The sequence below is a fragment of the Yersinia massiliensis CCUG 53443 genome, assembly GCF_000312485.1.
In the GTDB taxonomy this organism is placed as follows: domain Bacteria; phylum Pseudomonadota; class Gammaproteobacteria; order Enterobacterales; family Enterobacteriaceae; genus Yersinia; species Yersinia massiliensis.
The window spans coordinates 464,725-486,708 of the sequence record NZ_HE997643.1; the positions used below are offsets into that span (position 1 = coordinate 464,725).

The window sequence follows — 21,984 nt, forward strand, 5'->3', positions numbered from 1 at the left end:
TAATGCCGCCAGTCGGGTATCCAACGGGCGGCATTGATTGAATATTATTTTGTTTGGCTAGAGTCAGCCGCAAGGCGGTTTTTAGTAGATTACTTTGTGGCCATAGCTTTCCAGAATACCTTTCACGCGGTCCATAATCTCCGCAGTTGGAGGTTTTACCCCATCCAACTTGTATTCTTCGCCCATCGCAATCCACTTATGCTTACCTAACTCATGATAAGGCAGCAGCTCTATCTTCTCGATATTGGTCATGTTCTGGGTAAACTCACCCAACATATGTGCCGATTTATCATCGTCTGACCAACCCGGTACTACCACATAGCGGACCCAAGTTTTCTGGTTACGTTTTGCCAAATAGCGGGCAAACTCCAGCGTACGGTGATTGGACACGCCCACCAAATTCTGATGTACGCTGTCATCCATTTGTTTCAAGTCCAGCATCACTAAATCGGTCGCATCGAGTAATTCATCGATAACCGGATCATAACGGCGGACAAAACCGTTCGTGTCCAGACAAGTGTGAATACCTTCTTCGTGGCATGCACGGAACCAATCGCGAACAAATTCAGCCTGTAAGATGGCTTCTCCGCCGGAAGCGGTCACACCGCCGCCAGAAGCATTCATAAAGTGGCGATAGGTAACGGCTTCTTTGACCAATTCTTCAACGGTAACTTCTTTACCGCCATGGGTGTCCCAAGTATCACGGTTATGGCAATACAGGCAACGCATCAAACAACCCTGGAAGAAGACGATAAATCGAATACCAGGGCCATCAACGGTGCCACAGGATTCAAATGAGTGAATGCGGCCAAGTACGGACATTGCAGGTTACTCCAATACTGAATAAATAAAGGCCCCACTAAGGTGGAGCCTTTAGTCTAATCTATTTTAGTTATGACTGTCATACTTCAAACTGCAAGTGAGTAGGTTGTTTTCGATTACCCAGCGACTTATTGGTATAAGCCACTGGTGATACTCTGTTACAGCCTACCTGCAACTCGAATTATTTAAGGTCTAAAACTTATATCGACTGAGTAAATGTACGTGTAATAACGTCTTGCTGTTGTTCTTTCGTCAGCGAGTTAAAACGAACAGCGTAACCTGATACACGGATAGTCAATTGCGGATATTTTTCCGGATTTTCCATCGCATCTAACAGCATTTCACGGTTCATGACGTTCACGTTCAGGTGTTGGCCACCTTCGATAGACGCTTCGTGATGGAAGTAACCATCCATCAGACCCGCCAAGTTCGCTTTACGAACTTCATCGTCTTTACCCAGTGCGTTTGGCACGATAGAGAAGGTATAAGAAATACCATCTTTAGCGTAAGCAAACGGCAGTTTAGCAACGGAAGTCAGAGAGGCAACAGCACCTTTCTGATCACGGCCATGCATTGGGTTCGCACCTGGACCGAATGGCGCACCCGCGCGGCGACCATCTGGAGTGTTACCGGTTTTCTTACCATAAACCACGTTAGAGGTAATGGTCAGCACTGACTGAGTGGCAACAGCGCCACGGTAAGTACGCAGCTTCTGAATTTTCTTCATGAAGCGCTCAACCAGGTCACAAGCAATGTCATCTACACGTGAGTCGTTGTTACCAAACTGTGGATATTCGCCTTCGATATTGAAGTCGATAGCCAAGCCATCAGCATCACGAATGGTGCTTACTTTGGCGTATTTGATAGCAGAGAGTGAGTCAGCCGCAACAGACAGACCTGCGATACCACATGCCATAGTACGGTAAACATCACGGTCATGCAGTGCCATCAACGCAGCTTCATAGCTGTATTTATCATGCATGTAGTGAATGATGTTCAGCGAGGTCACGTATTGTTTGGCCAGCCAATCCATAAAGTGATCCATGCGATCCATGACTTTGTCATAGTCCAGCACTTCATCCATCATTGGTGCTTCTTTAGGACCAACTTGGATTTTCAGTTTTTCGTCAACACCGCCGTTGATTGCGTACAACATGGTTTTTGCCAAGTTTGCACGAGCACCGAAGAACTGCATTTGTTTACCGACAATCATCGGGCTAACACAACAAGCGATAGCATAGTCATCGTTGTTGAAGTCAGGGCGCATCAGATCATCGTTTTCATACTGTACAGATGAAGTATCGATAGACACTTTAGCTGCGTATTTTTTGAAGTTCAGTGGCAGTTTTTCAGACCACAGAATGGTCATGTTCGGCTCTGGAGATGGCCCCATGGTGTACAGGGTATTCAAGAAGCGGAAGCTGGTTTTAGTCACCAGAGTACGGCCATCAACACCCATACCGGCTAGAGACTCAGTTGCCCAAATTGGGTCACCAGAGAATAGCTCATCATACTCAGGGGTACGCAGGAAGCGAACCATACGCAGTTTCATCACCAAATGGTCGATTAATTCCTGCGCTTCGATTTCAGTCAGTTTGCCTGCTTTCATGTCACGTTCGATATAAACGTCAAGGAAAGTAGAAACACGACCGAAGGACATTGCTGCGCCGTTCTGGGATTTAACCGCAGCTAAGTAGCCGAAGTAAGTCCACTGTACTGCTTCACGGGCATTTGTTGCTGGACCGGAGATATCGCAACCATATTTAGCTGCCATTTGTTTGATCTGATTCAGAGCACGATGCTGTTCAGCAATTTCTTCGCGCAACTGGATAGTCATTTCCAGGTCTTTACCGTTCTCCAGATCATCCTGTAAAGAGTTGAACTGAGCCAGTTTGTCTTTCATCAGGAAGTCGATACCGTAAACGGCTACGCGACGATAGTCACCGATGATACGGCCACGGCCATAAGCATCTGGCAAACCTGTCAATACGCCAGATTTACGGCAGTTCAGGATGTCTTTGGTGTAAACGTCAAACACACCTTGGTTGTGTGTTTTACGGTAATCGGTAAAGACTTTTTTCAGTTGCGGGTCAAGTTCACGACCGTAAACTTTGCAAGAGCCTTCAACCATTTTGATGCCGCCGAATGGGATCAGAGCACGTTTTAATGGTTTTTCAGTCTGCAAACCAACGATAGTTTCCAGATCTTTATTGATATAACCAGCATCATGGGAAGTGATGGTCGCAACAACGTCGGTATCGAAATCAACTGGCGCATGAGTGCGGTTTTCCAGTTTGATCCCTTCCATGACTTGCGCCCACAGCTTGTCGGTTGCTTCGGTAGAGCCGGCAAGGAAGGACTCATCACCTTCATAAGGGGTATAGTTCTTTTGGATGAAGTCACGAACGTTTACTTCGTTCTGCCAGTCACCCTGGGTAAAACCTTGCCATGCTTTGGCCAATTTCTCATTAAGTTCGGTCATAATGCATCTACCTTTTAATGTTAATTTCTTCGAAAACCGTGTGCGGCCACACTTAGTGTTGCTGGTCACCGCGCAGATAAATTACCCAGTAAGTTAAACCAACCAATAATCCGCCACCAATGATGTTGCCGATAGTGACTGGAATCAGGTTATTAATGACAAAGTTACTTACAGTTAGGTTAGCAAAGTGCTCTGGTGCTGTTCCTATGGATTGCCAAAACTCAGGCGAAGCGGAGTTTTTAATCACAATCCCCATAGGAATCATAAACATATTGGCGATGCTATGCTCAAATCCGCTGGCAACAAACATGCCCACCGGTAGAATCATCGCAAACATTTTGTCCATTATGGTACGGCCGGAGTAACTCATCCAAACCGCCAAGCAAACCATCAAGTTTGCCAAAATCCCCAAACAGACTGCTTCAATAAAAGTATGGTGCAATTTGTGGTCAGCTGTTTGCAGGACATTTAGCCCCCATTGACCATTTGCCACTGTGTATTGGCCAGCGAACCAGATGAGTGCAACGAAGAAGAGTGCCCCGAAAAGGTTCCCAATATAGACATTAACCCAGTTGCAGCCCAGTTGACGCCAAGTAATACGACCACTGGCTTTAGCAACAGTTGTCAGTACAGTAGAAGTGAAAAGGTCGCCCCCACACACTACTACTAACATTAGCCCCAAGGAGAAACAAATACCACCCACTAACTTGGCAAAACCAAAAGGCACGCCAGCAGTACCGGTAGTCGCTGTAATATAAAAAACAAACGCAATTGAAATAAACACACCAGCAGTAATCGCTAAATAAAACGTTTTTAGCGGATGCTTGGTGGCTTTGTAGACACCGGCATCTTCGGCTACTTTAGCCATCGCCGCAGGTAATAAGGCATCGAAGGGGTTGTCAGCTTTCACACTAACTCTCTCTTAAGGGTTAATAAAGCACAACGAGATACTAGCAAAGCAGTATAGCGTGAAAATTGATGTGGATCATATTGCGTGAGTTTAGTTACGGGTAAATCATTATAAAATGTGTGGGTAATAACACTAATGCTTTGATTATAAACGTAAAAAATTATTTTAATATTTACAAAAAATTTTGATTGAGAGGTTTTGATGCCACTCGGAAGGTTAATCAATAAGGGGGGTTGTAGTTATTTTTATTATTAGCGTTAATAAAAAATTAACTATTTATTCACCTTTTTGTCTGCTTTTTCTCTTCAGCTAATAATAATTGTTTAATAGTGCTGCTTATCAGCAGAAACGGCGTCAGAAAATAACGTTTTTTTATGACAAAAACAATTGTTGAACTCAGTAATTGATGCTTATTTGGGATGGGAATAAATGCAACGATAAATAATCGGATTTTCAAGAGAGCATTTCCCGCCAATTATTGATTAATCAGCGGGAGAATGAAGTTTTACTCGCCTTTAGCCCAGTAGCTGCGTTTGGCTGCCTGCAATTTGTCATAAGCACCGAGCAGTGCTTGATGCGCAGGTAATGCTTTCAGGTCTTCATCTACACTGAACAGGCCGTGGAAGCGTTCTTCGCCTGCTAAGACAGCAGAGGCAGCCTCTACGGCTTCTGCACCATACATTTTCACGAATGCGCTGTGATATTGCATCGGTTCACGATCAGGTTCTTGAGTCAGCAACAAGAGGGTTTGCAGACAACGGTAATAGTTGGCCTGTTTTGCCGTGAAGACAGAAGAGTTGAAGTCCTGCGTCCATTCAAGCCAAATGAGCCCAAGCTCTAGGTCGCCGCCTGCTAACGCCAACATCGATTTCAGCTCACCAACTCGCAGGGTATACCAGCCGTTATCTTTGCCGCTCGCGATACCCAATAACTCACGTACGCGGGCAAAATCATCTAGCCCTTCGTCATCGAGCTGCTGGATGAGTTCCAAATACTGCGCAGGCTGCCAATCGCTATCAGGTAGGGCCAACAAGGTGTCACGCAGGTGAACACCCATGGTGTTGTTTGCCATCAGCAAGTCTTCTGCTGGGTAGATATCAGACATACCGGGTACCAGAATACGGCAAGCGTAAACACCCAGATGTTCGTAGTCTGCGATATACACTTGCGCATCTTCTTGTTTGAAGATAGCCATCAAAGTCGCGAACTCTTCTTCGGTGGTACCTTTAAAGCTCCAGTCAACAAATGGATAGTCGGCATCTTCTTTAAACATATCCCAACTGATCAAACCGCTTGAATCGATAAAATGTGTTTCCAGATTGGTATGCTCAGCCACTTCTTCGTCATCAAACGTAGGCGCAGTAAAGACATCCAGATCTTTTAGGCTGCGGCCTTGTAGTAACTCGGTCACCGTACGTTCCAGCGCCACACCAAAATCTGGGTGTGCACCGAACGAAGCAAAACAGGTACCGTTTGATGGGTTAAACAACACCACACAGATAACCGGATATGCGCCGCCTAAAGAAGCATCATAAGAGAGGATCGGGAAACCTTCGTCCTCCAACTTAGCGATAGCTTCCACCACGCCCGGATAGCGATTAAGCACCTCGGCTGGAATTTCCGGCAAGCTGATAGATTCCGCAATAATGCGATTTTTCACATTACGTTCAAAAACTTCCGACAGCGCCTGTACTCGGGCTTCATTTGCTGTATTGCCAGCAGACATGCCGTTTGAAACATACAGGTTGCCAATGATGTTCATTGGAATATAGACGGTTTCTAAATCTGACTGGCGGGTAAATGGCAGCGAGCAAATACCACGTTTGGCATTACCTGATTGCAAATCAACCAAATCACTGGCGACTAATTCCTGTTCTGGATCGTAAAACGCCAGCAGATGTTCATCCAAAATGCCTTCCGGCAGTAAATCATCTTCAGGAATCGGGAACCATTTTTCATTTGGGTAATGAACAAAATCACCTTCTGCGATGGCTTTGCCTAAATAGAAATCGGCAAAGAAATAGTTAGTGGACAAACGCTCAAAATATTCACCCAAGGCTGATGCCAGTGCTGCTTTTTTGCTAGCACCTTTGCCGTTGGTGAAGCACAACGGACAATCGCGGTCGCGGATATGTACCGACCAAACGTGAGGAACAGGGTTGAGCCAAGAGGCTTCTTCGATATTAAAACCGAGGTCAGTCAGTTTTTGCTGAAAGCGAGAAATGGAGTCTTCCAGTGCAGCATCTTTGCCGGGGATAAAGGTTTGGGTCATGGTCATCACTTTTTGGCGGTACTAAAAACGCGCAATCATACGGGGTTTTAGTTAATAGCTCCACGTATTCCTAAAGTACAGTAATTGTCACAGTTTTATTATGGATATTCCGGATAATTCGCTAGCTTATAAATCATGGAGTCATAATTATGGAATCTATAAAGCTAACGGTATTAGCTGGTATTTTAGCAGGGATCAGCGGTTCGGCCTTTGCATTGCCCAACATTACTTTATTGGCAACCGGAGGAACTATCGCGGGTGGTGGTGATTCAGCCACCAAATCCAATTATACCGCCGGTAAACTGGGGGTTGATGCCTTGGTCAATGCGGTACCAGAAATGAAAAAACTGGCGAATATTCAAGGCGAGCAAGTCGTGAATATTGGTTCTCAAGATATGAATGATGAAGTCTGGCTGAAATTGGCGAAAAAAATTAATGCCGATTGTGCCAAAACAGACGGATTCGTCATTACTCATGGTACCGATACGCTGGAAGAAACAGCCTATTTCCTCGATTTAACGGTGAAGTGCGATAAGCCTGTGGTCATGGTTGGGGCGATGCGGCCGGCCACGGCACTTGGCGCTGATGGTCCACTAAATCTCTATAATGCGGTGGTGGTTGCCAGCGATGAGAACTCAGCCAAACGTGGCGTCTTGGTTGCCATGAATGATCAGGTGCTCTCGGGCCGTGATGTCATGAAAACCAATACGACATCGGTCCAAACTTTCCAGTCACCGAATACCGGATCGTTAGGGTATATCTATGATGGTAAGGTGAATTATCTTCATCAACCCGAGCCAAGACAACCTGCTTTCGATATCAGTAACCTGAATACCTTGCCGAAGGTCGGTATTGTTTATAACTATGCCAACGCTTCTGATTTACCAGCTAAAGCATTGATCGCAGATGGTTATAAAGGCATTGTTAGTGCAGGTGTCGGCAACGGTAATCTCTACCATTCGGTGTTCGATACGCTGGCGACGGCTGCTCATAACGGTGTTGCCGTTGTACGCTCATCCCGAGTACCGACAGGTTCCACGACTGAAGATGCAGAAGTTGATGACACCAAATACGGTTTTGTCGCCTCTGGCTCCCTCAACCCGCAAAAAGCACGTGTATTACTGCAACTGGCATTAACTCAAACGCAAAAACCTCAAGAAATCCAACAGTTGTTCCACAAATATTAATCCAGTTGCTCATTGAGCGAGTCAATCTTCGACGGAGGCTTCGGCCTCCGTTTCTATTTTGTTACCGCTAATCTGAATTAAAACGTCAATACCTAGTTGCCAGCTACCTTTAATAGGTAAGAGTTCACTACCAGGTAAGAAGCCACTGGGCTTTAACTTGCGTTTAAGGCGATAGGATAACAATAGAATGCAAACTTTTGATTTCAACCGGATGGCGCTGGATAAATTCCCTATCGAATTTCTCGCTGAAGTGGGTATTCGGTGCTTATTCACCTTTGTGCTGGTTTTTTTATTTCTCAAACTGAGCGGCCGACGTGGTGTACGGCAGATGTCGCTATTTGAAGTGGTGATCATTCTGACGTTGGGTTCAGCCGCCGGTGACGTCACCTTTTATGATGATGTGCCACTCTTACCTGTGGTCATGGTATTTATCAGCATCATGCTTTTGTATCGCCTAGCCACTTATCTGATGTCACGCAGTGAAAAAATCCAACAATGGATGGAAGGCAAGCCCCTCATCATCGTCAGTGATGGCGTATTTGTTTGGAAAACGATGCAACAGGAAAATATCACCCATGACGAGTTTTTTATGGAGTTACGCCAGCAAGGTGTCGAACATCTTGGCCAAGTGCGCCTCGGCATTCTAGAGGTGAACGGTGCGATCAGTGTTTTTTTCTTCTCCGATGATCAAGTCAAGCCAGGCCTGCCCGTACTACCAAAATGCTGTATTAGACCGTTCACGACGATTGAGAAATCGGGCGAGTATGCTTGCAGTCAATGTAGCTTAATTCTTTCGCTCGCCAGAGATACCCAAGCGACATGCCAGCGCTGTGGTCATCACCATTGGGTAGAGGCTTTGCACCATCAACGGGCAAAATGAGTTATCTATCATGCTGTAAAGCCATGCTAAGACCGCTTTTAGTGAATAACTTCAAGATAATAATAAGATATGGCACGGTCTGCTGCTGATGAGGTTGAAAGTTTCCCTCGCGATGGCGAATAACCATTGCAGCAGGCGGACTCGAATGATAAAACCGAGTGATGGGTTATAACGATGGCAATCTCAGTAGAGTGTGGTGAGGGGAAATGACACAGGTTTATAATTTTAGCGCTGGTCCAGCGATGCTACCGGTTGAAGTTTTACGTCGTGCGGAACAAGAATTACGTAACTGGCATGGCCTTGGAACGTCGGTGATGGAAATTAGTCACCGCAGTAAAGAGTTTATACAGGTCGCTGAAGAGGCAGAAAAAGATCTGCGCGACCTGATGCAGATTCCGGCTAATTATAAAGTGTTATTCTGCCATGGTGGCGCGCGTGCGCAATTTGCCGCAGTACCACTGAATCTGCTGGGCGACAGTAAAAGTGCTGATTATATTGACGGCGGATATTGGGCGCACAGTGCAGTAAAAGAAGCACAAAAATACTGCACACCGAATGTTATCGATGTCACGACTCACGATAACGGCCTGACAGGTATTCAGCCCATGAAGCAATGGAAATTGAGTGGTAATGCAGCCTATGTGCATTACTGCCCGAATGAAACTATTGACGGTGTGGCTATCAACGAAGAACCTGATTTCGGCGACAAAATTGTCGTTGCAGATTATTCCTCATCCATCCTTTCTCGCCCGATTGATGTCAGCCGCTATGGCGTCATTTATGCTGGTGCTCAGAAAAACATTGGTCCGGCAGGTCTGACGGTGGTGATCGTTCGTGACGATTTATTAGGTAAAGCTCGTATAGAGTTACCGTCGATCCTTGATTATAAAGTGTTGGCTGAGAACGACTCGATGTTTAATACCCCACCGACCTTTGCTTGGTATCTCTCTGGCTTAGTCTTCAAATGGTTGAAAGAGCAGGGTGGTTTGGGTGCGATGGAAAAACGTAATCAGGCTAAGGCCGAGTTACTCTATGGCGCGATTGATAAGACGGGGTTCTACCGCAACCAAGTTGCGATTGCTAACCGTTCTTGGATGAATGTCCCCTTCCAAATGGCCGATGCTTCATTGGACAAAGTGTTCTTGAGTGAAGCTGAAGCACAAGGCTTGCAAGCGCTGAAAGGCCATCGTGTTGCAGGGGGGATGCGTGCCTCTATCTATAACGCCATGCCAATTGAAGGCGTTAAAGCATTAACAGATTTTATGGCTGACTTTGAACGTCGCCATGGTTGATCTCTCGGGGCGGATGTCAGCCTCAACGAATGTGTAATACCTTATTTTGATTGTTATTTAATCTGCCATAACGACAGCCCCGACCTATACGGGGCTGTTGATCATTGAAGACTGGAGAGTGCTTTACCCATGCTGGAATCCCTGACGTTACAACCCATTGCCCTGATTAATGGCACCGTTAATTTACCCGGTTCTAAAAGTGTTTCTAACCGTGCACTTCTTCTGGCCGCGCTGGCCGAAGGGACAACCCAGCTCAATAACCTGTTAGACAGTGATGACATTCGTCACATGCTCAATGCGCTGCAAGCACTGGGTGTCAATGTTCGCCTTTCTGCGGATCGCACCCGTTGCGAAGTTGATGGTGTCGGTGGCAAGTTAACCGCGAGTCAACCCTTGGAACTGTTTTTAGGGAATGCGGGAACGGCAATGCGACCATTAGCCGCTGCATTGTGCCTGGGCAATAACGATATCGTACTCACTGGCGAACCCCGAATGAAAGAGCGGCCCATTGGTCATCTGGTTGATGCATTACGTCAAGGTGGTGCTCAGATAGATTATCTGGAGCAAGAAAACTACCCGCCACTGCGTCTACGTGGGGGCTTTCACGGCGGCAAACTGACAGTTGATGGCAGTGTTTCAAGCCAATTTTTGACCGCACTACTTATGACTGCACCATTGGCTGAACAGGACACGGATATTCAGATCCAAGGTGAACTGGTTTCTAAACCTTATATCGACATTACTCTGCATCTGATGAGTGCCTTTGGCGTGAAGGTTGAACATGAAAACTATCAGGTTTTCCATATTAAAGGCGGACAAACTTATCGTACGCCGGGCACTTATTTAGTTGAAGGTGATGCTTCTTCGGCCTCCTATTTCTTAGCCGCCGCCGCCATTAAAGGCGGTACAGTGCGCGTGACAGGTATTGGTAAGAAAAGTGTGCAGGGTGATACCAAATTCGCCGATGTGCTGGAAAAAATGGGCGCAAACGTGACTTGGGGTGACGACTATATTGAGTGTAGTCGTGGTGAGTTGCATGGCATTGATATGGACATGAACCATATCCCTGATGCTGCGATGACAATCGCGACAACAGCGCTATTTGCCAAGGGCCCGACGATTATTCGTAATATCTATAACTGGCGAGTCAAAGAAACTGACCGTTTAACGGCGATGGCAACTGAACTGAGAAAAGTGGGCGCGCAAGTTGAAGAAGGTGACGACTTTATTCGCGTCGTGCCTCCCGTGCAGTTAACCACCGCAGAAATCGGTACGTATAATGACCACCGTATGGCGATGTGTTTCTCGCTGGTGGCGTTATCAGATATACCGATCACTATCCTTGACCCTAAATGTACCGCGAAAACGTTCCCCGATTATTTCGAACAGTTGGCCCGTTTGAGCCAGCTCGCCTAGCCATAGATTATCTGTTTAATCAGTCTGATGATGGGCACCACTGGGTGCTCATCTTTTAGGTGAGAGAGGTGGCTCATACCCAATGATCACCCACCACTTCCATTAATAATAAAAATTTTTTCTGGCGAACCTTCCCATCTCTTCTACACTCCTGCCACTACCATGGTCTTATTTTCAGCAAGTAAACCACGGTGGGGTAACAGTTCACATCGATGCGGCGTATAATGTTGCTCCTGTGTTTGCCCGATGGGGTAGACAAGAGGTTTTGCCTACCGTAAAGGAGAGAGAAATGGCGGCGATAGCCCCGGTGATTACCGTTGATGGGCCTAGTGGTGCAGGTAAAGGCACGCTTTGCAAAGCACTGGCTGAATCGTTGGACTGGCGTTTGCTAGATTCTGGTGCGATTTACCGTGTTTTAGCTTTAGCGGCACTGCATCATCAGGTTGATATCAACACCGAAGAGGCATTGGTTCCACTTGCCGCACATCTCGATGTTCGCTTTGTCTCGCAAAATGGGCAGCTAAAAGTCATTTTAGAAGGTGAGGATGTCAGCAACGAGATCCGTACCGAAACAGTAGGAAACACGGCCTCTCAGGCGGCGGCTTTTCCGCGGGTCCGAGAGGCGTTATTGCGCCGCCAGCGGGCATTTCGTGAAGCGCCCGGTCTAATTGCTGATGGCCGCGATATGGGAACAGTAGTCTTTCCTGATGCGCCGGTAAAAATATTTCTTGATGCAAGTTCGCAAGAACGCGCACATCGACGTATGCTACAGTTGCAGGAAAAGGGGTTTAATGTTAACTTTGAACGTCTTTTGTCCGAGATACAGGAGCGAGATGATCGCGATCGTAATCGGTCTATTGCGCCTTTAGTCCCTGCTGCAGATGCATTAGTACTGGATTCTACCAGTATGTCTATCGAGCAAGTGATTGAACAGGCGCTGGCTTATGCCCAACGAATTCTTGCATTGCCGTTAAAAAAATAACGTCAATGCAGTTAAAACTGAGCTCTCAATAATGTATTTTTTAATTAAAATTATTCTTGATGAGCACTTGAAACCTTGCTGCAAGGATATGTGGCGAGGCATGTGAAACAACCCCATCCGGCGGGATGCTAGATGGACGTTAAACTTAAGAATCCTGAAGATCATAAACATGACAGAATCTTTTGCTCAACTCTTTGAAGAATCCCTGAAAACAATTGAAACACGTCCGGGCTCTATCGTCCGTGGTGTTGTTGTTTCTATCGATAAAGATATCGTACTGGTTGACGCCGGTCTGAAATCTGAGTCAGCAATTCCAGCAGAACAGTTCAAGAACGCGCAAGGCGAACTGGAAATTCAAGTCGGCGATGAAGTTGACGTTGCACTGGACGCTGTTGAAGACGGCTTCGGTGAAACTCTGCTGTCCCGTGAGAAAGCTAAGCGTCACGAAGCATGGCTGATGCTGGAAAAGGCTTACGAAGAAGCTGCAACCGTTACTGGTGTGATCAACGGCAAAGTGAAGGGCGGCTTTACAGTCGAACTGAACGGTATCCGTGCGTTCCTGCCTGGTTCACTGGTTGATGTGCGCCCAGTTCGCGATACTCTGCATCTGGAAGGCAAAGAGCTTGAGTTCAAAGTCATCAAGCTGGATCAGAAACGCAACAACGTCGTTGTTTCTCGTCGTGCAGTTATCGAATCTGAGAACAGCGCTGAGCGTGATCAATTGCTGGAAAACCTGCAAGAAGGCATGGAAGTTAAGGGTATCGTTAAGAACCTGACTGACTACGGTGCATTCGTTGATCTGGGTGGCGTTGATGGCTTGCTGCACATTACTGACATGGCTTGGAAACGTGTTAAACACCCAAGCGAAATCGTCAATGTGGGCGACGAAATCACTGTTAAAGTTCTGAAATTCGACCGCGAACGTACTCGTGTATCCCTTGGCTTGAAACAGCTGGGCGAAGATCCATGGGTTGCTATCGCTAAACGTTACCCAGAAAGCACTAAGCTGACTGGTCGTGTTACTAACCTGACTGATTACGGCTGCTTCGTTGAAATCGAAGAAGGCGTTGAAGGTCTGGTACACGTTTCAGAAATGGATTGGACCAACAAAAACATTCACCCGTCTAAAGTTGTTAACGTTGGCGACGTAGTGGAAGTTATGGTTCTGGACATCGATGAAGAACGTCGTCGTATCTCTCTGGGCCTGAAACAGTGCAAATCTAACCCATGGCAGCTGTTTGCAGAAACCCACAACAAAAACGACCGCGTTGAAGGTAAAATCAAGTCTATCACTGACTTCGGTATCTTCATCGGCCTGGACGGCGGCATCGACGGCCTGGTTCACCTGTCTGATATCTCCTGGAACGTTGCAGGCGAAGAAGCAGTTCGTGAATACAAGAAAGGCGACGAAATCGCAGCTGTTGTTCTGCAAGTTGACGCAGAACGTGAGCGCATCTCCTTGGGCGTGAAACAACTAGCAGAAGATCCGTTCAATAACTACCTGTCTGTTAACAAGAAAGGTGCTATTGTTACTGGTAAAGTCACTGCAGTTGACGCAAAAGGTGCTACAGTTGAATTGGCTGGCGGCGTAGAAGGTTATCTGCGTGCTTCCGAAGCAACTCGCGACCGCGTTGAAGATGCAACGTTAGTTCTGAACGTAGGTGATGAAGTTGAAGCCAAATATACTGGCGTTGACCGTAAAAACCGCGTAATCAGCCTGTCTGTTCGTGCTAAAGACGAAGCTGATGAGAAAGATGCTATTGCTACAGTTAACAACAAGCCAGAAGAAGGCAACTTCTCTAGCGCAATGGCTGAAGCGTTCAAAGCTGCAAAAGGCGAGTAATAACGGGGGGCGTTCTTTACGCCCCTATACGGTAGTTTAGCTGCAAAGCTTGGAGGTAATATGACCAAGTCTGAACTTATTGAAAGACTTGCTGGCCAGCACTCTCATGTACCGGCTAAGGCCGTTGAGGATGCAGTGAAAGAAATGCTTGAACATATGGCTGGAACATTAGCTGAAGGTGAGCGCATTGAGATCCGAGGATTTGGCAGTTTTTCTCTTCACTACCGTGCTCCGCGTGTTGGCCGTAATCCGAAGACTGGCGCTAAAGTTGAGTTGGAAGGTAAATACGTTCCACACTTTAAGCCAGGTAAAGAATTGCGTGATCGCGCTAATATCTACGGCTAAGTTGTTTACAACTTTCCGCGTTATTATGTGTGCCTAAAGATCTAGGTATACACGCTGATAATAAACGGTGCCTCTAATGGCACCGTTTTTCTTTTTCCTCTTCTCCATTTTTTCCCTCTATTTTCATCCACAATCCCTCTAGGTCTTCACCCCTCATATTTAGCATTTCGTCTTAGCTGAATTTTTCACTTTTAAGAGAGGTTTCGCATTTCTTTAACTGATTATGTAATAGGGCAAAACAGTCCGCGAACTGACTCTGAACTCGCATGTTTTGTGCTGGCAGCATGACTCAACAACATAGAAAATCGATTTTTCTTAGCGCAATGAACGGATGGCATGAGGCTATCTGGTTATCGACAACGGACGGTCTGTTATTACTCTTAAAATCGATCAGGTTGCGGCAGCCATTGTCGTTGGCCTATTGCCCCTTATTTTTCTACCGCAATTGCCAGATATAAGTAGCATGCATCTGTTGCTGGGATTGGTGTTGCTGTTAGGGATAAGCCGAAATAAGTATTGCCGATGTTTGGCCGTCGTCGTGATCTGCTTTGTGTGGGGAAGTTGGCACGGAAATAAGATGTTGGCGCAAATTGAAGCATTAACACAAGGTGAACAGCAGATAATCGCGACGATAAAAAGCCCACGTCTGGCTTGGGCCGAAGAGAGGAAAGTCCTACTGGCGATTCAGGAAGTCAATGGGCAACGAATATTTCCCCCTATTGCGGTATCGGTACATTGGCCAGCAGCACTGAGGCCTTACTGTGCAGGGCAGCTATGGATGCTGAATATTAGGATGCGGGCTGTTCACAGCATACTCAATGAAGGTGGATTTGATAGCCAACGCAGCGCGATAGCGAATCGTAGTCCATTACAAGGCAAGGTCATAAAGGCCGAGCTAATTGATGCACGATGCCATCTGCGCCAACAAGCCATTAGTCTCATTGAGCGGCAGCTTATGCCCTATGACCAACGACAAACGTTGTTGGCGCTCGCTTTCGGCGAGAGGAAGCAACTAGATACATCACTGTGGGCGCTTTTGCGTGATACTGGCACTGCGCATCTGATGGCCATATCAGGATTGCATATTGCGCTAGCAGCTTTATTTGGCGGCATATTCGCGCGAGGAGTCCAATTCTTATTACCTGTTAGGTGGATAACTCCTTTGTTTCCACTGCTAATAGGTTGGTTGGTCGCAATGACTTATGTTTGGCTTGCGGGCGCGAACCCACCAGCCGTGAGGGCCGCAATAGCATTAACGTTATGGCTACTGCTGCGGTTGTTCAGCATCGCGTGTAGTACAGGGCAAGTATGGCTATGGGGACTCGCACTCATTCTATTATGTGACCCACTCGCTGTACTCTCAGACAGTTTTTGGCTCTCCTGTTTCGCGGTTCTTAGTTTGATATGTTGGTATCACTGGGTGCCTGTCTCCAATCGTTTTCGCGTCGGTTGGAAGAGGGCGATCATTCGAGGTTTGCATTTGCAAGTTGGCATGATGTTGCTGTTGATGCCATTACAAATCGGCTTGTTTCACGGTGTTAGCTTGTTTTCGATACCCGCAAACCTCTGGGCTGTACCTATCGTTTCGTTACTCACCGTGCCTTGTGTGTTATTGGCCCTCGCATTCACACTACTTCCTACCGTAGCAGGCCTATTTTGGCTTCTGGCTGACATATCACTTACTGTCGTCCTGATGCCGCTCAGCCAACTGAGCGTAGGTTGGTTACATACGGGGGCAACATCCGTTGCTCTTGGCTATGGTGGCTGGTTAGCGCTGCTTATTTGGCGTTTTCAGTGGTGGCGCAGTTACCCTATTGGGGTCATGGTGTTATGTGTCAATTTGGCATTATTTAGCCAGCGGCGTGACGAGTATCGCTGGCGCGTAGATATGCTGGATGTTGGTCATGGTTTGGCGATGGTTATTGAACGCGAGGGGAAAGCGATTATCTACGATACCGGTAATCGTTGGCACTCAGGAAGTATGGCCTCGGCGGTTATCCTTCCTTATTTGCGATGGCGGGGGATTACTGTTGAGCAGATTATTCTCAGCCATGACCATCAGGACCATACAGGAGGCTTAGTTGAGCTTCAAGCTGCCTTTCCAAAGGCGAAAGTGCGGGCCCCTTACCCTGTTTCTGTAAACAGCTTGCCCTGTAAACAGGGCGTAAAGTGGCAGTGGCAGGGGTTAGATTTTGAGGTTTTATGGCCAGCAAAACAGATTATTAATGCACAAAATGATGACTCATGTGTCATTCGCATTAACGACGCTAAGTACAGTTTGTTATTAACCGGTGACCTCGAAACGCACGGAGAGCTGAAATTAGTGAAGAATTTTCGTGCTAAATTAGCCTCTACACTATTGCAAGTGCCACATCACGGTAGTAATTCGTCTTCAACTGCGCCTTTTTTGCGCACAGTGAAGCCCGAATTGGCATTTGCGTCTGCTGCACGCTATAACCAATGGCACTTACCCACAAAAAAAGTCATTAATCGCTATCGAAAAAATAACATTGTTTGGCGTGACACTGCAGTCTCAGGTCAGGTAAGTGTCTATTTTTACGAGGATAATTGGAAAGTGAAAGGTTATCGTGAACAATTAATGCCACGTTGGTATCACCAGCGGTTTGGTGTTGGGGGTCATAATGAGTAGAATAGGCCGCTATTTCTTCTGGTGCTGGTAATTGCATAATGAATGATAAAGATCTATCCACTTGGCAGACGTTCCGTCGCCTATGGCCAACGATCACTCCTTATAAGACAGGTCTTGTTGTGGCGGCGATTGCATTAATTCTTAATGCTGCCAGCGACACATTTATGCTGTCGTTGCTAAAACCATTACTAGACGATGGATTTGGGCATGCTGATAGCTCAATTTTAAAATGGATGCCGCTGGCCGTTATCGGTTTGATGGTGGTGCGTGGACTGACCGGTTTTATCTCTAGCTATTGTATTTCATGGGTGTCGGGCAAAGTGGTGATGCATATTCGTCGCCGACTGTTTAGCCACATGATGGGCATGCCGGTATCTTTCTTTGATCAGCAATCAACGGGTACGTTGTTATCACGTATTACCTATGACTCCGAACAAGTCGCTGCGTCATCTTCTAGTGCACTCGTCACTGTGGTGCGTGAAGGTGCCTCGATCATCGGCCTGTTCATTATGATGTTTTATTACAGCTGGCAGTTGTCAGTCATTTTAATCGTCATCGCCCCGATTGTTTCAATCTCTATCCGAGTGGTTTCTAAGCGTTTTCGTAATATCAGTAAGAATATGCAAAGCACCATGGGGGAGGTGACCACCAGTGCTGAGCAAATGCTGAAAGGGCATAAAGAAGTATTGATATTTGGCGGACAAAAAGTTGAAACTGAGCGCTTCGAAACGGTGAGTAACCGTATGCGGCAGCAAGGTATGAAACTGGTTTCTGCTTCTTCTATTTCTGACCCGATCATACAACTGATAGCCTCTTTTGCTTTAGCGTTTGTGTTGTATGCGGCAAGTTTCCCAAGTGTCATGGAAACCCTCACCGCAGGGACAATCACCGTTGTGTTCTCAGCAATGATTGCATTGATGCGCCCTTTAAAGTCCCTTACTAATGTGAATGCTCAGTTCCAACGTGGGATGGCTGCTTGCCAAACGCTCTTCACTATTTTGGATTTAGAGCAGGAAAAAGACGAAGGCAAGCTGGAGGTTGAAAGAGCAAAAGGTGAAATCGAATTCAATCATGTGACATTTTATTATCCAGGCAAAGATACCCCAGCACTGAATGACATCAATGTGCACATTGAAGCGGGTAAAACCGTGGCATTGGTTGGGCGCTCTGGTTCGGGCAAATCGACTATCGCCAATTTGCTCACTCGTTTCTATGATGTCAGTGAAGGCAGTATTTTGTTAGATGGACATGATCTACGCGAATACCGGTTGGGCGCTCTGCGTAATCAAGTGGCGTTGGTATCGCAAAACGTTCATCTGTTCAATGACACCGTGGCCAATAATATTGCCTATGCGCGCGATGATCAGTACACCCGCGCTGAAATTGAAGAAGCTGCTCGCATGGCATATGCGATGGACTTTATCAATAAGATGGAGAATGGGTTAGATACTGTTATTGGTGAAAATGGTGTGATGCTGTCCGGTGGTCAGCGCCAACGTATCGCTATCGCGCGAGCGCTATTGCGTGATTGCCCTATTTTGATTTTGGATGAAGCGACCTCAGCGCTGGATACCGAGTCCGAAAGGGCCATTCAAGCCGCTTTGGATGAGTTACAGAAAGATCGTACGTCAATAGTGATTGCTCATCGCCTCTCTACTATTGAAAAAGCGGATGAAATCCTAGTCATCGAAGATGGGTGCATTGTCGAACGTGGTGTACATGCTGAATTGTTGGCGAAACAGGGCGCATATGCTCAACTTAACCGTATACAGTTCGGCCAATGATTGAGCGTATCTGGTCCGGACAGTCTCGGCTATATTTGCTGCTGTTACCATTTTCTTGGTTATATGGCGCAATAACTTGGTTTATCCGGACCAGCTACCACTTAGGTCTGCGAAAGTCATGGCGCTCGCCAGTGCCAGTTGTCATTGTTGGCAACCTTACTGCGGGCGGCAATGGTAAAACACCCGTTGTTATCTGGTTGGTTGAGCAACTACAACAACGGGGCTATCGCGTCGGGGTTGTCTCTCGTGGTTACGGTGGCAAGTCGTCGGTTTACCCGCTACGGCTAACTCATGACACTACAACGGTGCAAGCTGGAGATGAGCCGGTTTTGATTTTTCAGCGCACGGGGGCACCCGTTGCTGTCTCACCAAAACGTGCTGAGGCTATCAAGGCCTTACTGGCCTCTCATACGCTGGATTTCATTATCACAGACGACGGCTTACAACATTACGCACTAAAGCGTGATTTTGAGTTGGTGGTCATTGATGGTGTGCGCCGATTTGGCAACGGTTGGTGGCTACCTGCTGGCCCGATGCGTGAACGAGCGGCGCGATTGCGTTCAGTCGATGCGGTTATCACCAATGGTGGTGTTGCTGCCGCGGCAGAGATCCCAATGCAACTGGTTGCTCGGGATGCGGTTAATCTGGTCACTGGTGAGCGTCAGTCTGTATTACAGCTACAGCATGTGGTTGCGATGGCAGGTATTGGCCATCCGCCCCGCTTTTTTGCCACACTCAGTCTCTTGGGTGTTGAGTCTAAAAATGAATACGCTTTTGCTGACCATCAGGATTATTCATTGGCACAACTTGCGCCACTGACGACAGGCCCGCAAATTTTATTAATGACTGAAAAAGATGCCGTCAAGTGCCGAGCTTTCGCTCAGCCTAATTGGTGGTATTTGCCAGTCGATGCACAATTACCACCAGATCAGGCGGAGCCGCTGCTGTCAAAAATTCAGGCTTTAGCCCAACATCCAAAATAGCCCTACGAAATATATTCATGACGAAATGTATTTATGGCCTATATTTAGGGCAAATATTTTGGGTAAATACTCAATCGAACCATTCAGTCGCATACATTCAATTTCATATACTCAATTGCGTCAGCTTTAAAGCTGCTGCGCATGCAGCAAGCGAACGCTGTTGAGTTTCTTCATACAATTGTAATTCGTCAATCACTGCCATCCCCAGATCTCGCTGGAAATCATGTTGACTTGAATGCCCAGTGAAATGACTTTGCCCCTTATCGCCCAAATTAGATTGGAAAATACCCGCTGCACTCACCGGCAAGAAATCCTCATAAACCAAGGGTTCATATTCGATAAATCCGGCATCAATCAACTCATCTAATGTGAGTTTTTTCACTGATTCAGCCGGCACATTGACACTTTTTTCCGTGGGAAAGTAGCGGAAGAAAGCGAGTTTTTCGGTGCGCATCGTCTGATAATCATCAGGAAATTGGCTAAATTGCTCGCTGAGAAAAGCCATATATTGTGCGGCATTTTTTTCATTCGCCGGAACTTGCAATTGATCCTGCGCGGCTTGCAGCAAGCGGTCATAGAGACTGCGGCCTTTTGCCGTCAGTGCCGCACCGCGTTGTTCAATTTCTCCGAAACGAGCGGTGTGATATCCCTGAATGATTTGCCCATCCGTAGAGATAAACGCAATTTTTTCTTCCAATGCTTTAAAGCTGGTTTGCCGTAACAATATTGGGCAACGGCGGGGCGGTGGCCCTTCAATAACTGCTTTAGGGGTAATGTTATGCTGAGGCATCGCCAATTGTACTGCATCGATATCCAACGTGCGTGGGGTGAGATGATTGATATGTGGCCCTTTGAATGCCACCACATCAGCAATGAGCCGGTGCTGGTCATGCAATTGCTGGTAGACCTCGGCACTGACGGTTGCCTGATTATGCCAGCGAAATGTTTCTAGAGATTGAGTGATAAAATCATCGGCCTCAAGGCTGGTCAGGCCACCAGCAGTTTCAAATTGAATAATGAGCTCAATAGCTCGTGGGGTAAATATTTCTCTAGTTGCCAAAATATCGGCCGCCCGTTGCCGCAAGACAGGCTGCTCTATCAATTCCAAGCGTAGTAATGATGTAAAAATCCTGAACGGGCAGGCTTGTAATGAGGTTTCATGCACAGCACGAAAAGCGGTGGAATGAACCGGCACTCCTGCGGGAGCGAGGTCATAATAACCGACAGGGAGCATCCCCATAACGGCAAAAAGGCGGCGTAACATTGAAAGCTCAGTTGGCGTTCCCACACGAATAGCACCGTGGCGTTCCATGCTTAACCTTTCAATCTCTCCTGTTTGATGTAAATGACGTGCCAATGCTGGTTGTTGGTCTAAAGCCTGCTTATTGGTATCGGCAACCAGTTGCAATAACGTGCCATAGAGAGGAACTTCGGCCTGATACATGTCCGACATGGCTCGAGAGAATCTGGCCCGAATTTCATCGGGATGGACAAATTCAAGGGAGGTAAACGCTGTGTTGCTCATCTTCAGATCGCTCCTTTTTTACCCATCGGGGGCGTCAATTGCCCTATTATGCTACTTATTACATATTCTCTATTCATTTATTATTTTAGATTGATATCGAAATATTGACGGTTAAGTAGCGGAGAATATTGGTTTTTTATGTGTTACATCTCATTTGTGCTGCTATTTAATGAGGATGGGCGGATAAAATAGTTGCTCAACAGGTGGTTTTGTGAGTAAATAGCCGCTGGCCTGTGGTTTAGCCCTATTTATGTATAAGAGTGTACGAGAGTAAAGTAGAGCAGTTCCTCCCAAGACGCTATCTTCTGATGCGGATTCAAAGACGAACCTTCCAGTATCTCCAGTAGTAACTCCCATAAGTAATGATTTTGATGCAGATCCACTTTTCGCATTAGCGTCGAAAGCATTGTGGTCGATTTATTCGTTCTCTGTATTTGAACGTATTTTTGTATTTGAAAGTAAAGGTAAACAGCCCGCGAGTGTCGGCTGTCGCAAAATTATAAAAACCGCGTTAATGCGGTTTTATTCATAAAATCAAGCTCATAGAGGTTTAATCAGAAAACTTTAGGATGGGCAACTGCATCTAAACAATAAATAAAAATGAGTTGTTA

15 protein-coding genes are annotated in these 21,984 nt (G+C 46.6%); 10 read left to right on the plus strand and 5 right to left on the minus strand.

The features are described 5' to 3' along the window. Window positions 1-81: 81 nt before the first annotated feature. The 4 genes from pflA to ycaO all read right to left on the minus strand — a co-directional run bounded on the left by pflA (window position 82) and on the right by ycaO (window position 6,486). Window positions 82-822: a pyruvate formate lyase 1-activating protein gene (gene pflA, locus BN68_RS02110; RefSeq protein WP_019209496.1), complete on the minus strand. Its 741-nt coding sequence runs from the start codon at window positions 820-822 to the stop codon at window positions 82-84. Between the two features lie 199 nt (window positions 823-1,021). After that, window positions 1,022-3,304 (minus strand): formate C-acetyltransferase, encoded by a 2,283-nt coding sequence (pflB, locus tag BN68_RS02115; protein WP_019209497.1) that lies wholly within the window; start codon window positions 3,302-3,304, stop codon window positions 1,022-1,024. Between the two features lie 52 nt (window positions 3,305-3,356). Beyond that, complete coding sequence (focA, locus tag BN68_RS02120) at window positions 3,357-4,214, minus strand: formate transporter FocA (protein WP_019209498.1); 858 nt, start codon at window positions 4,212-4,214, stop codon at window positions 3,357-3,359. Window positions 4,215-4,719: 505 nt separating this feature from the next. After that, a complete protein-coding gene (gene ycaO, locus BN68_RS02125; protein ID WP_019209499.1) occupies window positions 4,720-6,486 on the minus strand; it encodes a 30S ribosomal protein S12 methylthiotransferase accessory factor YcaO in 1,767 nt (588 codons plus the stop codon). Between the two features lie 149 nt (window positions 6,487-6,635). Between ycaO and ansB the strand changes: the two genes are divergently transcribed. The 10 genes from ansB (at window position 6,636) to lpxK (ending at window position 19,848) form a co-directional block, all read left to right on the plus strand. Then, window positions 6,636-7,673: an L-asparaginase 2 gene (gene ansB, locus BN68_RS02130; protein ID WP_019209500.1), complete on the plus strand. Its 1,038-nt coding sequence runs from the start codon at window positions 6,636-6,638 to the stop codon at window positions 7,671-7,673. 187 nt (window positions 7,674-7,860) lie between these two features. After that, window positions 7,861-8,553 carry a DUF421 domain-containing protein gene (locus BN68_RS02135; protein WP_019209502.1) on the plus strand — a complete coding sequence of 231 codons (693 nt, stop codon included), beginning with the start codon at window positions 7,861-7,863 and terminating at the stop codon, window positions 8,551-8,553. A 206-nt stretch (window positions 8,554-8,759) separates the two neighbouring features. Then, window positions 8,760-9,845, plus strand: coding sequence for a 3-phosphoserine/phosphohydroxythreonine transaminase (gene serC, locus BN68_RS02140; RefSeq protein ID WP_019209503.1), 1,086 nt, complete (start codon window positions 8,760-8,762; stop codon window positions 9,843-9,845). 129 nt (window positions 9,846-9,974) lie between these two features. Beyond that, window positions 9,975-11,261, plus strand: a complete 1,287-nt coding sequence (gene aroA, locus BN68_RS02145) for a 3-phosphoshikimate 1-carboxyvinyltransferase (RefSeq protein WP_019209504.1) — start codon at window positions 9,975-9,977, stop codon at window positions 11,259-11,261. Window positions 11,262-11,550: 289 nt separating this feature from the next. Further along, the gene (gene cmk / locus BN68_RS02150; RefSeq protein WP_019209505.1) at window positions 11,551-12,243 is read left to right on the plus strand and encodes a (d)CMP kinase; all 693 of its coding nucleotides are present in this window, start codon (window positions 11,551-11,553) and stop codon (window positions 12,241-12,243) included. A gap of 169 nt (window positions 12,244-12,412) precedes the next feature. Further along, window positions 12,413-14,086: a 30S ribosomal protein S1 gene (gene rpsA, locus BN68_RS02155; protein ID WP_004391091.1), complete on the plus strand. Its 1,674-nt coding sequence runs from the start codon at window positions 12,413-12,415 to the stop codon at window positions 14,084-14,086. A 60-nt stretch (window positions 14,087-14,146) separates the two neighbouring features. Next, window positions 14,147-14,431 (plus strand): integration host factor subunit beta, encoded by a 285-nt coding sequence (gene ihfB, locus BN68_RS02160; RefSeq protein ID WP_019209506.1) that lies wholly within the window; start codon window positions 14,147-14,149, stop codon window positions 14,429-14,431. A 373-nt stretch (window positions 14,432-14,804) separates the two neighbouring features. Beyond that, window positions 14,805-17,081 carry a ComEC family protein gene (locus BN68_RS02165; RefSeq protein ID WP_042806366.1) on the plus strand — a complete coding sequence of 759 codons (2,277 nt, stop codon included), beginning with the start codon at window positions 14,805-14,807 and terminating at the stop codon, window positions 17,079-17,081. A 35-nt stretch (window positions 17,082-17,116) separates the two neighbouring features. Next, on the plus strand, window positions 17,117-18,865 hold the full coding sequence (msbA, locus tag BN68_RS02170) for a lipid A ABC transporter ATP-binding protein/permease MsbA (protein WP_042806367.1): 1,749 nt from the start codon (window positions 17,117-17,119) through the stop codon (window positions 18,863-18,865). After that, window positions 18,862-19,848: a tetraacyldisaccharide 4'-kinase gene (gene lpxK / locus BN68_RS02175; protein ID WP_019209509.1), complete on the plus strand. Its 987-nt coding sequence runs from the start codon at window positions 18,862-18,864 to the stop codon at window positions 19,846-19,848. Before msbA ends, lpxK begins: the two co-directional genes overlap by 4 nt. A gap of 103 nt (window positions 19,849-19,951) precedes the next feature. Here lpxK and hglS read toward each other — a convergent pair whose 3' ends face one another. Then, on the minus strand, window positions 19,952-21,373 hold the full coding sequence (gene hglS / locus BN68_RS02180) for a 2-oxoadipate dioxygenase/decarboxylase HglS (RefSeq protein WP_019209510.1): 1,422 nt from the start codon (window positions 21,371-21,373) through the stop codon (window positions 19,952-19,954). Window positions 21,374-21,984: the final 611 nt, after the last annotated feature.

Coding starts and splice junctions, on each gene's coding strand:
- serC (WP_019209503.1), top strand. CDS start 8,760: ATGACACAGGTTTATAATTTTAGCGCTGGTCCAGCGATGCTACCGGTT.
- ycaO (WP_019209499.1), bottom strand. CDS start 6,486: ATGACCCAAACCTTTATCCCCGGCAAAGATGCTGCACTGGAAGACTCC.
- cmk (WP_019209505.1), top strand. CDS start 11,551: ATGGCGGCGATAGCCCCGGTGATTACCGTTGATGGGCCTAGTGGTGCA.
- pflB (WP_019209497.1), bottom strand. CDS start 3,304: ATGACCGAACTTAATGAGAAATTGGCCAAAGCATGGCAAGGTTTTACC.
- lpxK (WP_019209509.1), top strand. CDS start 18,862: ATGATTGAGCGTATCTGGTCCGGACAGTCTCGGCTATATTTGCTGCTG.
- pflA (WP_019209496.1), bottom strand. CDS start 822: ATGTCCGTACTTGGCCGCATTCACTCATTTGAATCCTGTGGCACCGTT.
- rpsA (WP_004391091.1), top strand. CDS start 12,413: ATGACAGAATCTTTTGCTCAACTCTTTGAAGAATCCCTGAAAACAATT.
- aroA (WP_019209504.1), top strand. CDS start 9,975: ATGCTGGAATCCCTGACGTTACAACCCATTGCCCTGATTAATGGCACC.
- ihfB (WP_019209506.1), top strand. CDS start 14,147: ATGACCAAGTCTGAACTTATTGAAAGACTTGCTGGCCAGCACTCTCAT.
- ansB (WP_019209500.1), top strand. CDS start 6,636: ATGGAATCTATAAAGCTAACGGTATTAGCTGGTATTTTAGCAGGGATC.
- BN68_RS02135 (WP_019209502.1), top strand. CDS start 7,861: ATGCAAACTTTTGATTTCAACCGGATGGCGCTGGATAAATTCCCTATC.
- hglS (WP_019209510.1), bottom strand. CDS start 21,373: ATGAGCAACACAGCGTTTACCTCCCTTGAATTTGTCCATCCCGATGAA.